12 protein-coding genes are annotated in these 14,061 nt (G+C 49.8%); 10 read left to right on the top strand and 2 right to left on the bottom strand.

The features are described 5' to 3' along the window. Window positions 1–578 precede the first annotated feature (578 nt). The gene (locus tag JWG88_RS13265) at window positions 579–854 is read left to right on the top strand and encodes an FmdB family zinc ribbon protein (protein ID WP_205234272.1); all 276 of its coding nucleotides are present in this window, start codon (window positions 579–581) and stop codon (window positions 852–854) included. An 84-nt stretch (window positions 855–938) separates the two neighbouring features. Here the strand turns inward: JWG88_RS13265 and queA are convergent, their stop codons facing one another. After that, window positions 939–2,027, bottom strand: coding sequence for a tRNA preQ1(34) S-adenosylmethionine ribosyltransferase-isomerase QueA (gene queA, locus JWG88_RS13260; RefSeq protein WP_205234271.1), 1,089 nt, complete (start codon window positions 2,025–2,027; stop codon window positions 939–941). Between the two features lie 86 nt (window positions 2,028–2,113). On the opposite strand from queA, the gene mqnB reads away from it, so the two are divergent. The 9 genes from mqnB to JWG88_RS13215 all read left to right on the top strand — a co-directional run bounded on the left by mqnB (window position 2,114) and on the right by JWG88_RS13215 (window position 11,755). After that, entirely contained in the window at window positions 2,114–2,824 is a 711-nt protein-coding gene (gene mqnB, locus JWG88_RS13255) for a futalosine hydrolase (RefSeq protein ID WP_205234270.1), read from the top strand. Window position 2,825: 1 nt separating this feature from the next. Beyond that, on the top strand, window positions 2,826–3,662 hold the full coding sequence (locus JWG88_RS13250; RefSeq protein ID WP_205234269.1) for a 1,4-dihydroxy-6-naphtoate synthase: 837 nt from the start codon (window positions 2,826–2,828) through the stop codon (window positions 3,660–3,662). 1 nt (window position 3,663) lies between these two features. Then, window positions 3,664–4,692, top strand: coding sequence for a molybdenum cofactor guanylyltransferase (mobA, locus tag JWG88_RS13245; RefSeq protein WP_205234268.1), 1,029 nt, complete (start codon window positions 3,664–3,666; stop codon window positions 4,690–4,692). A gap of 41 nt (window positions 4,693–4,733) precedes the next feature. After that, on the top strand, window positions 4,734–5,414 hold the full coding sequence (locus JWG88_RS13240) for a hypothetical protein (protein WP_205234267.1): 681 nt from the start codon (window positions 4,734–4,736) through the stop codon (window positions 5,412–5,414). 808 nt (window positions 5,415–6,222) lie between these two features. After that, on the top strand, window positions 6,223–7,773 hold the full coding sequence (locus tag JWG88_RS13235; RefSeq protein ID WP_353740681.1) for an ABC transporter substrate-binding protein: 1,551 nt from the start codon (window positions 6,223–6,225) through the stop codon (window positions 7,771–7,773). A 74-nt stretch (window positions 7,774–7,847) separates the two neighbouring features. Beyond that, a complete protein-coding gene (locus JWG88_RS13230) occupies window positions 7,848–8,858 on the top strand; it encodes an ABC transporter permease subunit (protein WP_205234265.1) in 1,011 nt (336 codons plus the stop codon). Window positions 8,859–8,860: 2 nt separating this feature from the next. Continuing rightward, window positions 8,861–9,775, top strand: coding sequence for an ABC transporter permease subunit (locus tag JWG88_RS13225; protein WP_205234264.1), 915 nt, complete (start codon window positions 8,861–8,863; stop codon window positions 9,773–9,775). 10 nt (window positions 9,776–9,785) lie between these two features. Beyond that, window positions 9,786–10,784, top strand: a complete 999-nt coding sequence (locus JWG88_RS13220) for an ABC transporter ATP-binding protein (RefSeq protein WP_353740679.1) — start codon at window positions 9,786–9,788, stop codon at window positions 10,782–10,784. Further along, complete coding sequence (locus JWG88_RS13215; protein WP_205234263.1) at window positions 10,784–11,755, top strand: dipeptide ABC transporter ATP-binding protein; 972 nt, start codon at window positions 10,784–10,786, stop codon at window positions 11,753–11,755. The genes JWG88_RS13220 and JWG88_RS13215 overlap by 1 nt, the downstream gene beginning before the upstream one ends. A gap of 35 nt (window positions 11,756–11,790) precedes the next feature. Here JWG88_RS13215 and JWG88_RS13210 read toward each other — a convergent pair whose 3' ends face one another. After that, window positions 11,791–13,647: a hybrid sensor histidine kinase/response regulator gene (locus JWG88_RS13210; RefSeq protein WP_205234262.1), complete on the bottom strand. Its 1,857-nt coding sequence runs from the start codon at window positions 13,645–13,647 to the stop codon at window positions 11,791–11,793. Window positions 13,648–14,061 lie beyond the last annotated feature (414 nt).

The following is a 14,061-nucleotide window of genomic DNA, read 5'->3' as shown; positions in this document are numbered from 1 at the left end:
TTTAGACAGATTATTTTCTTGCACAAAAACAAGAAAGTAATCTGTGAGTCTCTAAAAGCCAAGAGCTTGATTAAGTAAGCCCCCGTAAGGGCTTAACCTCGGGCGTTGGGGAACCCCGATTTCCGGCATTGCCGGTTTTCAGTAACACCATAGGTTTTTAGCCTGCTCCGCTGAGTCGTGCCCGAATCCTGTAATATCCTTCCCGGGCGGTAAACAAAGATGTCCTAAAAGAGAATATCACAGCGATTTAGCTTATTGACAGAAGGCCGCTATGGTATTATTTTGGGAAAGGATTTTCCCTGGTCCACCACTAGGAGTGTATGCGAGAACAGGTACTTTTCCTCAGATTGGGTACAGGAAACCAAGTCGCAGCCATATAGTTGAACTGGTGTATCCTCAGTAGCTGGTCTGGATGATTTTTTACCGATATCCGTGCCGGGCGAGGAAGTTTTATGCACGTATCAAATGAGTACTAGTGAACACCTTGATTCAACTAAAAAATCGTGTATCATCAGGCAGTGGCTGATCCAATAATAGTTATTTTGAAAAAAATATAATAGTTGCAATGGAGTAGAGTAATGCCGGTATATGAATATGAATGCAGCAAATGTGAAAAAGTTTTCGAAGTACAACAGAGAATTGCAGATGATCCGATAAAAACCTGTCCCGACTGTCAGGGAGAAGTTAAAAAACTCGTGTCCATGAGTTCTTTCCAGTTGAAAGGTGGCGGATGGTATGCCGACGGTTATGCATCAGCCACAGCCAACAGCAGCAAAGCAACTGAAAAAGCGCCTGCTGCATGTGATACTGGAGGAGGATGTAAGGGCTGTCCCGCTGCCGCCGCTTCCAGTTGATCAGAATCTCTGCCCCCTCCTGAGATCCACCACTTCTTCGGGTTGTCGGGAAGAGGAGGAGGTGAAGAGCCTTAATAAAGCCGTTCAGGAAAGAATGGCCATTGCGTCGCCATAGGAATAAAACCTGTAGTCGCGGGCAATGGCCTCCCCATAGGATTCCAGAAGCTTCTCTCTGCCGCATAATGCGGAAACCAGAAAGAGAAGCGATGACTTGGGGAGATGGAAGTTGGTGATAAGATTGTCTATCACCGTGAACTTAAAGCCCGGGGTAATGTAAAGATCGCACCAGTCGGAGGTCTTTTGCACTCTACCTCTACCGCCGCTGGAAAACTCAAGAGCCCTGACGGTTGTCGTTCCCACCGCCCACACTTTGCCGCCGTTTTCTTTTGTCTTATTTATTCGCCCGGCTGTCTCCTCCGTTATGGAGACATATTCCCTGTGAATGAGGTGGTCTCTGATGGATTCCATGCGCACGGGGGCAAAAGTGCCATATCCGACGTGCAGAGTCAGGGACACTATTTCTACGCCTTTCTCCTTGAGTTCGGCAAGGATAGGCATTGTGAAATGTAAACCTGCAGTTGGTGCGGCCACGGCTCCGATGGAATCGGCATACACCGTCTGATAGCGGTTACGGTCATTCTTTGTAGAACCTGAAGGCCTTTCAATATATGGCGGCAAAGGAACGGAGCCGTACTGCAGGAGGACATCCATCAGCTCCGATTGTGCCGGAAAATTCAGAGCAATGCGCATCCTGCCGTTTTCCAGATGATCGATAATGGTGCAGCTCAGCATGTCATTGATAAGGATTTTTGAACCCCTGGCCGGCCGCTTCGAGCTTTTTATAAGGGCATCAGCCTCGGCGCAGCGGCAGGTTGAAGAGAGTGGTGTCGATGTCCTTTCCTGCGGCAGTTCAAGAAGAAAGACTTCTGCCTTGCCTCCGCTCTCCTTTCTGCCCTGCAGGCGGGCAGGAAAGACCTTGGTGTCGTTCACCACCAAAATGTCGCCTTGGTTGAAAAAGGCGGTGATTTCTGAAAACTGTTTGTGGTCAATGTGTCCGGTCTTCCTATCGAGAATCAGGAGCCTGGATCCGTCTCTTTGTGGGGATGGCTGCTGGGCGATGTTCTGCGCAGGCAGGGAATAATCATAGGATTCGAGTAGGAAATCATCTTGCATGGCGGATCAATAATGCTGTATGTAATAAGTTTATTTCTTCCCTTTATCCGGTTACAATAATCAGGAAAATCAGGAAAAGGCTGAAGTTGATAATTAAGACCCAGCTAAGCAGAAAAAAGAGGCGAAAGCCAGGGACCGACCGTATTACCATGATACTTGCCGTTGCTGCAACTGATTTCGAAATGGCACCTTTCCTCGCTGCCCGGGATGAGGCTCTCTGTACCAGCCTGGTCTGCGGGGCAGGGCCTGTGGAAAGCTGCCTGCAGCTTACCCGATTTCTGGAGAAAAACGGAGATGCTGTCTCTCTTGTCTTCAACTTTGGGGTGGCTGGCGCCTACAGGGACGGCCGGCATGGACCTGCCCTTCTTGATATTTGTCTCGCCACAACGGAGGTTTTCGGAGATCTGGGCATATGTTTTCCTCGAAGGATAGATGACTTGCCGCGGGAGTTAACCGGTAATACACATTTTCAACTGGACCGGAGCATACGGGAACGTACCTCAGCGCTATTGGTAGAAAATGGAATAAATCCCTTTGCGGGTAATTTTATTACCGTAAGCTGTGCCAGTGGCACATCCCGGCGGGGGGAGATGCTGCGCCGCAAATACCATGGTCTCTGCGAAAATATGGAGGGTGCGGCCATTGCCCGTGTTTGTGTCGATTTTGAGATACCCCTGCTGCAGGTAAGGTGTATTTCCAATTATGTCGAAGATAGAGATACTACGCGATGGCGTCTTCGACAGGCTTGTGAAAATAGCGGCAAGACCGCGGCGTTATTAGTAAGGGAGTTACGTTAATATGGATGCAGTCAGCCTGGGGTTTTCCCCATGTCCCAATGACACCTTCATCTTTCATGCGCTGGTGCACGGACTTGTTGATACCGATATACTCTTTCATCCCCCTCTTCTTGAGGACGTGGAAACCCTGAACAGCCGTGCCATGAACGGAGAACTCGATGTCACCAAACTCTCCTTTCATGCGCTGGGCCATGTCCTGGATGATTATTGCCTGCTTCAGGCGGGTAGCGCCCTGGGCAGAGGCTGTGGACCCCTTCTTATCGCTTCCGGCCCGGTTGACCTCTCTCAAGGAGCTGCACTGAAAATTGCAATACCGGGTAAATGGACTACTGCTTCGCTGCTTTTCCGGATGTTTGCTCCGCAATGCACTTCGCTGGTTGAAATGAGGTTTGAGCAAATTATGGAAGAGGTTGCCGCGGGCAGCGTAGATGCCGGAGTGATAATCCATGAAAGCAGATTCACCTATAGGGAAAAGGGATTGATGTGCCTGCAGGATCTCGGCCAATGGTGGGAGAAAATTTCGGGGCGTGCCATTCCTCTGGGTTGTATCGCCGCCAAACGGAGTCTTGGCATGAAGAAGATTGAAAAGATAAACCAGGCAATCAGGCAAAGTCTGGTGCAGGCCTATGAACATCCGGGTAAATCTCTCCCCTATATCCGTCAGCATTCCCAGGAAATCGATGAAAAGGTAGTGCAGGAGCATATTGGATTATATGTAAATACATATTCGCTGGAACTGGGTGACGAGGGTCTGGAAGCTGTAGAGACCTTTTTGGCGCGGGGAAGACAGGCGGGGATTCTGCCGCAGAATAATATGCCGTTAACAATGATTGAATAATATGCGTACACCGCATGCTGAAAAAAGAAATATGACGCCTGTCGTGACCCTGTCGGGTGGGGATCCGGAGAGAAAAGCTACGCTCCTGCATGATCTGCTGAAGAACCTTGAAAAAAGACTTATCAGGGCTCTGCTCGTTTCCACAGATGAGGGAACGGCAGGTATATTACATAGAGTACCTGCCGCATGCTGCTCTGATATTCTTTTTTTAGCGGAGTGCGGTATACCAAGCTGTACCGGAGATCATGCCGTTCATTCCATGGTTACATCCCGCTATGGTGATTACGATCTCATTTTACTTTCAAGAAAAGAACAACCCGGTTCAGATAAAACCGAGGTGCTGACGGGCCCGACTGGGCAGGAACACCTGATGCTAAGTCACCGCCTTGGCGATGAGTGCGCTGCGCTTGTCCATGGTATTCAAACCCTGCTCGATCAGTGGACAGCGTCAACTCCTGTATGGGGCTGTGTCCTCATAGGAGGACACAGCTCAAGAATGGGACGGCCGAAGCACTTAATTACCAATAGTGAAGGGATCACCTGGGCGGAGATACTGTGTACCCGGCTGGCGGAGCATACCCAAGAGGTTGTTCTTGCGGGCAGGGGAGAGATTCCCCCTTCACTTGTGCATGTACCAAGACTGGCGGACATTCCTGAAGCCAAAGGACCACTTGCCGGCATACTAGCAGCTATGCGCTGGAATCCACGAGTTTCCTGGATTGTCTCCGCCTGCGATATGCCGCTGGTCGAGACGGAAGGTCTGCAGTGGCTGCTGCATACTCGCAAACCGGGAGTGTGGGGAGCCGTGCCGCGTCGTTGGCGGTCGGATCGCTTCGAGCCGCTGCTGGCCCATTATGATTTTCGCAGCAGGTACCTTTTTGAGATGATGCTGCAACAGGGCAAATCCAGGATCAGCGAAATTTGCGATCATGCTAAAATTTTAACCCCTGAGTTGCCGCGGAATCTGGCTGGTTCCTGGCGTAACTGCAACACGCCGGAGGATTTGGTCCGACTGGCTGCCGATCAATAAAAGAACAATATTTAAATAATTTCAGGGATAAGAAGACTGGAATGGAAAAGATTGACGCGACTCAAAGAATCCTGATTCCTCTGCTGAAGATAGCAGCAGTCTATGTCCTGCTGGTCATCGGTATAACCTTGATGCCCGAAAAGATCTCGCAGGAAATGGTCAGGGAGAACGGCCCGGTTGAGGTCCTTTCAGCGGCAGGGTATTTCCTGTTCTGTCTCTTTCTATTTTACTTTAATTATATAGGTGCTGTAAGGACAAGCTTTGCACCGGGATTCTTCATCCTACTTCTCGGCCTGCGTGAGCTGGATTTTCATGCGCGTTTCACCACCATGGGTATGTTCAAGAGCAGGTTCTTTGTCAGCCCGGAGGTTCCCGTGGTTGAGAAATTTCTGGTTACACTTTTCATCATTAGTCTGCTCGTCTACGGAATAATCTACCTTCGCAGATCATTGCCGGGATTCAAAAAAGATGTATTCAGGGCACGCCCTTATGCCGTTTCGGTAGCCTGTGCGATAGGCTGCACCCTTCTTAGCAAAGTGCTTGATGGCAATTCCATAATATTCAAGACCCTTTTGCCGATGCTGGAGAATCCGGCAACTTTTGCCCGTACGGTGGAGGAGTGCCTGGAGTTGTTTATTCCGATTCTTTTTATACATGCTCTTCTGTCGTATAGTCGGGAAAGTATGCAATGCCAGAGAGAAAGCCAAACCCTGGACCATTAACGGTATCCGTTCGTCGATGCCGCAGTTTCCAGAACCCCGAGCTTCAAGGTGTAGTCCTGAAGAAGAGTTTGTTCATACCAAATGAGCGAGGATCAGACCTGGATGAAATTCTGCCGAGGATAACAGGTTTTGAGAAATTTAATGATGGTAAGATCTTGCTTTTTTTCTTAATTATACTGAAATCATAATTTCAAGATTTGATCGACCGGGTGCAGGTAATCGATAGGTGAGTCCTTGTCGAAGTTCCGTAATATAAAAAAGAGTATTCCGCCTGGATAAAATTGCACTTGACCTAAACCGTTCTTTCCCTGTATATGTAGTGGCGTTTGGTGCATGAGGATTTTCCACCAAATCATGAGCTTGTGCCTCAAGCAAAATCGCTGCGATGAAGAATAAGGCCCAGAGATTTCTTTGATCACAGTGCCGAGCAGAAGTCGATTTTTTTTCTGTTCTCCCGTAATTTGTCGATAACATCCTGAATTTCAAGATATTTAATGTGACCAAGCATTGAATTGACAACAGAGCAAAAAAAATACCATTTACTATTTTCCTAACGCACCTGTATTATGGGAATAACCTCAAAGCAGGAACATACGCTGAAGAGGGAGAGCGACCGGCTGGAAGAGTTTCCGCCGCAGAGGTCTCGTAGCATCTTTGCTGCGTACCTTTGCGTAAAGGATACTTATGCAAGAGTTGTTGTATAGGACAAATGTGGCCTTGAAAAAGGGCTGAACTGTTCAACAAAAATGGAGAGGACAATATGAGAAAAACGAAAAAGCTGTTAGCCGCGCTATGCGGAGCCTCGTTGATGACCATGGGGGCCATCGGAGCGCAGGGCAAGACCCTGGTCTACTGTTCCGAGGGCAGCCCGGAAGGATTTAACCCGGCATTTTATACTGCCGGAACTACCTTTGATGCAACCTCCAGGCAAATTTTCAACAAGCTGGTGGAATTTGAAAGAGGAACAACCAAGATCGGTCCGGGTCTCGCCGAGAGTTGGGAGATTTCTGAAGACGGAACAAAGTATACCTTCCATCTGCGCAAAGGCGTGAAGTTTCATACCACCAAAGAATTTACTCCCAGCCGTGATTTCAATGCCGACGATGTCGTCTTCAGCTTCATGCGGCAGCTTGATCCCGATCACCCATTTCATAAGGTGTCAGCCGGCAGCTACGAATACTTTAACAGTATGTCGATGCAGGATCTTCTCCAGGAAGTCAATAAGGTAGATGATTATACAGTTGAGTTCATTCTCAGCAGACCGGAAGCCCCGATGATTGCCAATCTGGGCATGGATTTTGCCTCCATCCATTCCAAGGAATATGCCGATGCCATGATGGCAGCCGGAACGCCCGAAGTAATCGATAATAAACCGGTCGGTACCGGTCCTTTCCAACTGGTAGTTTATCAGAAAGACGCGGTTATCCGTTACAAGGCTCATCCTGAGTACTGGGCCGGAAAGGCTGCTATCGATGACCTTGTCTTTGCTATTACCCCCGACGCCTCGGTACGTTACCAGAAACTTAAAGCCGGGGAATGTCATGTAATGCCGTATCCCAATCCGGGTGATGTTGCAGCCATGCAAAAGGATGCGGAAATCAAGGTCCTTGAGCAGGAAGGCCTCAATGTCGGTTATCTCGCCTACAATACTCAAATGGCACCTTTTGATAATGTCAAGGTGCGCAAAGCTCTGAACAAGGCGATCAATAAGCAGGCGATAATTGACGTCATCTTCCAGGGCGCCGGCAAGATAGCCAAAAATCCTATTCCGCCGACCATCTGGTCCTATAATGAAGCGGTCGAGGATGACACCTACGAACCGGAAGTAGCCAAGAAGATGCTGGAAGAGGAAGGCGTCACCGATTTAAATATGAAAGTATGGGCTATGCCGGTGCAACGCCCATATAACCCCAATGCCCGTCGGATGGCGGAATTGATTCAGTCGGACATGGCGCAAATCGGTGTCGATGTCGAGATCGTTTCCTATGAATGGGGTGAATATCTCAAGCGCTCCAAAGACTTGGATCGTGATGGTGCGGTACTTTTGGGCTGGACCGGCGACAATGGAGATCCGGACAACTTTCTTGCCGTACTTCTCGGCTGTGACGGCGTCGAAGCCGCTAACCGCGCCCAGTGGTGCCATCAGCCCTTCGAAGACCTGATCCAGAAGGCCAAAGTGGTTTCCGATATCGACGAACGGACCAAGCTGTATGAAGAAGCGCAGGTTGTATTCAAGGAGCAGGCTCCATGGGCTACAATTGCCCACTCTGTTGTTTTCAAACCTGTTCGCAACGAGGTTGTCGATTTTAAAATCGATCCTTTCGGCGGACATATCTTCTATGGTGTAGATCTGAAGTAAGAGTCCCGGCCCGGGCGGCAAACGCCGCCCGGGCCTAGGCAATATGAATTTTATTTCCAGCCCAAGCAAGTTACATGTTCTCTTATATAATTAGAAAATTAGGCGTAATTATACCGACCTTTTTCGGCGTAACGCTGGTCGCTTTTATTTTTATACGACTGCTGCCCGGCGATCCCGTGCTGTTGATGGCGGGGGAGCGCGGCATGTCGGAAGAGCGCCATGCCATGCTGATGGCGGAATTCGGTTATGACAAACCGGTTATTATCCAGTACGGCAACTATCTTGTTGATCTGTTTTCCGGAGATTTCGGCACGTCCATCATTACCCGGCAACCGGTTTTAAAGGAATTTTTCACACTATTTCCAGCCACTATGGAACTTTCCTTCTGCGCCATTTTTCTGGCGGTCTTTCTGGGATTGCCGGCCGGCATGATTGCTGCAACCAAAAGAGGATCGTTCTTTGATCATACGGTTATGACGGGTGCATTGACCGGATATTCGATGCCCATATTCTGGTGGGGGCTGCTGCTTATCATTTTATTCTCCGGAATTTTAGGATGGACTCCTGTCTCCGGCAGAATTTCGCTTTTTTACTATGTTGAAGCAGTGACCGGGTTCATGCTTATTGACTCTCTGCTTTCCGGGCAGGAGGGAGCATTTATCTCGGCGCTTTCCCACTTGATCCTGCCCTCCATTGTCCTGGCAACTATCCCTCTGGCCGTGATAGCACGGCAGACCAGATCGGCAATGCTCGAGGTGCTCAGCGAAGACTACGTCCGTACGGCCAGAGCCAAAGGTCTGGGGCCCGGACGGGTAATCGGGTTGCATGCACTGCGCAATGCCATGATCCCTGTAATTACGGTGATCGGATTACAGGTAGGGGTGCTTTTTGCCGGGGCCATTCTTACCGAAACTATTTTTTCCTGGCCCGGCATCGGCAAGTGGATGGTCGATTCCATCTTTAGACGCGATTATCCTTCGGTGCAGGGGGGACTGTTGCTTATCGCCGCCATTGTCATGATTGTCAATCTGGTGGTCGATTTGCTCTACGGCCTCATCAACCCACAAATCAGACATACGGATTAAGCATGGATGAAGTATTAGCGGCGCAGCAGATAGTAGATACACGGCCAACCGGCAGAATTGCTCTACTGCGCGAATTCTGGTCATATTTCAGTGAGAACAAGGGTGCCGTTGCCGGTCTTTTTTTCTTCATCGCCATTATTCTGGTGGCAATTTTTGCGGACTTTTTCGCCCCTCATGCACCTAATCAACAATTCCGTGATGCCCTGCTGCAGCCTCCTTTCTGGCAAAACGGCGGCAATTTTCTTTTCCCTTTGGGAACAGACGCCGTTGGTCGGGACATTCTGTCCCGTTTGATTTTCGGGGCCAGGTTTTCATTGTTCATAGGGTGCGTCGTGGTTTCCCTTTCCCTTGTTGTCGGTGTTATTCTCGGACTTGCAGCCGGATATTTCAGAGGGAGGGTCGATACCTTTATCATGCGCATCATGGATGTGGTCCTGGCATTTCCCAGCCTTCTGCTGGCATTGGTATTAGTAGCTATCCTCGGCCCCAGCTTGATCAATGCGATGATTGCCATCGCCATCGTTCAGCAGCCTCATTATGTGCGGCTGACAAGGGCGGCGGTGATGTCCGAAATGACAAAGGATTATGTCACCGCCTCCCGAATCGTCGGGGTGAAGACGCTGAGGCTGATGTTCATTACCGTGCTGCCTAATTGTATGGCTCCACTGATTGTCCAGGCCGCTCTCAGCTTTTCCACCGCTATTCTCGATGCCGCCGCCCTCGGTTTTCTCGGTATGGGAGCCCAGCCTCCTGCTCCTGAGTGGGGGACAATGCTGGCCGAGGCCAGAGAATTTATTCTGCGTGCCTGGTGGGTCGTCACCTTTCCCGGAATAGCTATATTGACCACGGTGCTGGCGATTAACCTGATGGGCGACGGTCTGCGCGATGCCCTCGATCCGAAACTTAAACGGTCCTAAAGTATTTATCATGTCACTGCTCGAAATTAAAAATCTATCGGTCGCTTTTCAAACAGCAGGTGGAATGTTCACCGCCGTTGATAAAGTCACGTTGAATGTAAACCCCGGCGAGGTGGTCTCCATTGTTGGTGAATCGGGATCGGGAAAATCAGTGGCGATGCTGGCCCTGATGGGACTTCTCCCCTGGACGGCCAAAGTGACTGCCGATGTCCTCAAATTTGACGGCAAGGACCTCACCACCATTTCAGGATACCAGTTGAGAAAAATCATCGGCAAAGAAATGGCCATGATTTTTCAGGAGCCCATGACCAGTCTGAACCCTTGTTTTACCGTAGGATTTCAGCTTTCGGAAGCGCTGAAAATTCATTTCGGTATGAACCGCCGGGATCGCAAGAAAAGAGCAATCGAACTGCTCGAGCAAGTAGGCATTCCTGAGCCGCAGAAAAGATTATCTGCTTTTCCCCACCAACTCTCCGGTGGTATGAACCAGCGCGTCATGATTGCCATTGCCATTTCCTGCAATCCCCGGCTGCTCATCGCCGATGAGCCGACCACGGCGCTGGATGTCACTATTCAGGCTCAAATACTTGATCTTCTTGTTAATCTTCAAAAAGAAAAACAGATGTCACTTGTTCTTATTACTCACGATATGGGGGTTGTTGCCGAAACTGCGGAGAGAGTGGTGGTGCAGTATGCCGGGCAGCAGGTGGAAAAGCAGTTCATTAAAGGTTTGTTTTCCGATCCTCATCACCCCTATACCGCGGCGCTGCTCGACTCCCTGCCGGAGAGAGCAAGAACCAAGAAATTGCCGTCGATAAAAGGCGTGGTGCCCGGCCAGTTCGACAAGCCTAGCGGCTGTGTTTTCTCGCCGCGCTGTAAATACGCCACACCTTTGTGCCGCAGTACTCCGCCGCCGCCTGCGGATGAGGAACTCGGCAGGGCCCTGTGCCATTATCCCCTGAAGGATGGTCTGCCGACAAACTATCCTGAAAAAGTGGAGGTGGCATAATGGAGAGGAAAATCGTTTTGCAGGCTTCAAATCTGCAGCGGCACTATGAGATCAAGCGTGGCACTTTTCGCAAGCCTGCCATACTAAAAGCGCTTGATGGAGCTACATTTACTCTTGAAACAGGGAGGACGTTGGCGGTTGTAGGCGAATCCGGCTGCGGCAAGTCCACGCTGGCCCGGCTGGTAACCCTTATCGAAGAACCGACGGCCGGCGAGCTGAAAATTCAAGGTGTTGATATTATCACGGCAAGCAGCAGCGCCAAAAGAGCACTCCACTCCAAGGTCCAGATTGTCTTTCAGGATCCCTACGGTTCTCTCAATCCACGGCAGAAAATAGGCTTCTGTCTGGAGGAGCCGCTTCTGGTCAATACTTCGATGGGGAAAAAGGAAAGAGGAAAAAAGGCCAGGGAAATGCTTGATCTTGTTGGTCTGCGGCCGGAACACTATGACCGCTATCCCCATATGTTCTCGGGCGGACAGCGTCAGCGTATCGCCGTTGCCCGTGCTTTGATGCTCAATCCGGAGATACTGGTGCTTGATGAACCTGTTTCCGCACTCGATGTGTCTATCCAGGCCCAGATTCTCAATTTGATCACCGACCTGCAGGATACCTTTAATCTTGCCTATCTTTTCATCAGCCATGATCTCTCAGTGGTTAAACATATAGCCGATGACGTGATGGTGATGTATCTGGGAAGACCTATCGAGTTTGGCAGCAGGGAGATGATTTTCAATAAACCCCATCATCCCTATACCCGGGCTCTGCTTTCTGCAACTCCGGTAGCCGACCCGTTCCGGACCAAAGAGCGGATAGCCCTTCAAGGTGAATTGCCGTCTCCGATAGCTCCTCCGCCGGGTTGTACCTTTCATCCACGCTGTCCTTATATGACGGAAATATGTACCGGAGAGCCGCCGGCAATCAGAGAACTGGACAACTGCGAAGTAGCCTGCTATCACCCGAAGACATATTAATTTACCCGGAGTCTGCGCTTACCCGGAGTCTGCGCTTACCTGGATTTAGGTAGAGTGAAATAGAATGTAGACCCTTTTCCCTGACCGGACTCAACCCATATGGTGCCGCCGTGCCGCTCCACGATTTTCGTGCACATAGCCAGGCCCACGCCGCTTCCGGCAAACTCCCGTTCGGTGTGCAGCCGCTGAAAGACCACGAAGATACGCTGGTGAAATTGGGGAGAGATACCGATGCCGTTATCCTTGATAAAGAACTGATAGTAGCCGCCTAATTCGTGACAGCCGATTTCAATACTGGGATTGGGATTGGAATTATATCTGATACCGTTGATTACCAGATTCTGGAAGAGGCTCCTTATTTGATTGGCATCAACCGCCAAGGTCGGAAGTTCCGTGCAGGAGATGGTTGCCTTTTCCTGTTCCACCAATGGATTCAGGCTTTCCATGACCTCCTGGAAGATAACATTCAGATCGGCGAGAGCAAAATCGGAGGCCCGGGAGCTTACTCTCGACAAGCTGAGGAGCTCCCTGATCAGCGATTGCATACGATAGCCGGCCTTGATGGAGCGTTCGATGAATTGATGGCCTTTTTCATCGATACTTTCGCCGTAGCGACTCTGCAGGAGCTGCAGGAAGCCGATAATCGCTCGTAGCGGCTCCTGAAGGTCATGGGAGGCAACATAGGCAAACTGCTCCAGTTCCCGGTTGGACCGCTGAAGAGCCTCCTGGGCCGCTTTCTGTTCAGTGATATCGTGGATCATGCCTACCGAACGGATTACCCTGCCCCCTTTATCCCGCTGATGTTCGCATTTTTGGTGTACATAGCGTATATCTCCATCAGGCCTGATAATCCTGTGTTCGATGTCATAGGTAACAGAGTCGAGGTATCGCGAGTCTGAGTAGGTTTTCTCCACCATCCGGCGGTCATCGGGATGAATTCGATCAATAAAGTCTTCGTAGGTTGGCGAGGAGATATCGAAATCAAGACCGAATATGCGATATACCTCATCCGACCACTTCATCATGCCTTGATCATTCACGTCAAGCTCCCAGCTACCCAGGTGCGCCATCTCCTGAGCTTTATTCAAGAGATATTCACTGTGCTGAAGGGCACGCTCTGCAGAACGTTTGTCGGTGACATCCTGGAAGGTGATGACCAGGCCGATGATTTTTCCGGAAAAGTCAAGGATGGGGGACTCCCTATGCTCTATTGGTATTATTCGCCCGTTTTTGGTCAGCAGGTTGACGCGTTCGGGGATTTGTTTTTGTACTGACAGGTTCCGTCGAACTACATGCCCGATTGGAGGGTTAACCGGCTCTCTCGTCTGCTCGTCAACCAGCTGAAATATGCTCGTTGCCACCATCCCCAGGGCTTCCGCTGAACTCCAGCCGGTCAGCGACTCGGCTACGGGATTGATGAAGGTAACTTTTTCCTGCTCGTCGGTGGCGATCACCGCATCACCAATACTGCTCAGCGTGACGTGCAGCCACTCCCTTTGTTCCCGGAGCTTGCGGTCAGCTTGATATTTATTAACAGCCAATTCGATCTGCGTGGCCAGATCACGTTCATCGAACGGTTTAAGGATATACCCTAAAGGCCCGGTCAGTTTGGCCCTGGCCAGAGTGGCGGAATCAGAGTGGGCGGTCAGGAAGATTACCGGGGAATCGCAGCAATCTCTAATCTCCCGTGCTGCCTCAATGCCGTCTATCTGGCCTGTCAGCTGGATGTCCATCAGTACCAGTTGCGGCTTGAGCTGTTTTGCCTTGGCGATGGCCTCTTCGCCAGTGGAGGCGATTGCACAAACGGTGTATCCCAGTCGTTTCAGTTTACGGATCAGGTCACTGGCAACGATGGCTTCGTCCTCGACAATTAAGATATGTGCTGAATGCATGATCCCCGCAACTGGAAGGTGATAATGGTGGTTAGAAGGAGCCGGTTAAAATCAACCAGGGGTGTTTTTTTGATTTGAATGTATGCACAAAAAATATGTTTATAAATCTTTCTACAATTATAAAATAATCCCGGATAACATGTCCCATGATCTCATTTTCTACGTGGATTTACCAGAGCATTCTGAATCTTTTGTCCGGGTATGGTCTATTAATAATATATCATTGAAAAAACCAGAGACGCAAACTTGTTCAATGGACTTTAATGCATTAATTTACAAATGGATGCAGCATGTCCTGGGAAATCTTACCGGTTAGGCAGTTGAAAAGGTATTTTGAATAGTTACATTATGTCAAATCCTAATTTCCGATAAAAATTGTGAAAGACTTCGAAAACATACAGAAGTGCAGAATCC

The organism is Desulfopila inferna (genome assembly GCF_016919005.1).
Taxonomy (GTDB): Bacteria; Desulfobacterota; Desulfobulbia; order Desulfobulbales; family Desulfocapsaceae; genus Desulfopila_A; species Desulfopila_A inferna.
Note: the sequence above shows the minus strand (reverse complement) of the source record. Positions and strands in the feature narration are given on the sequence as shown.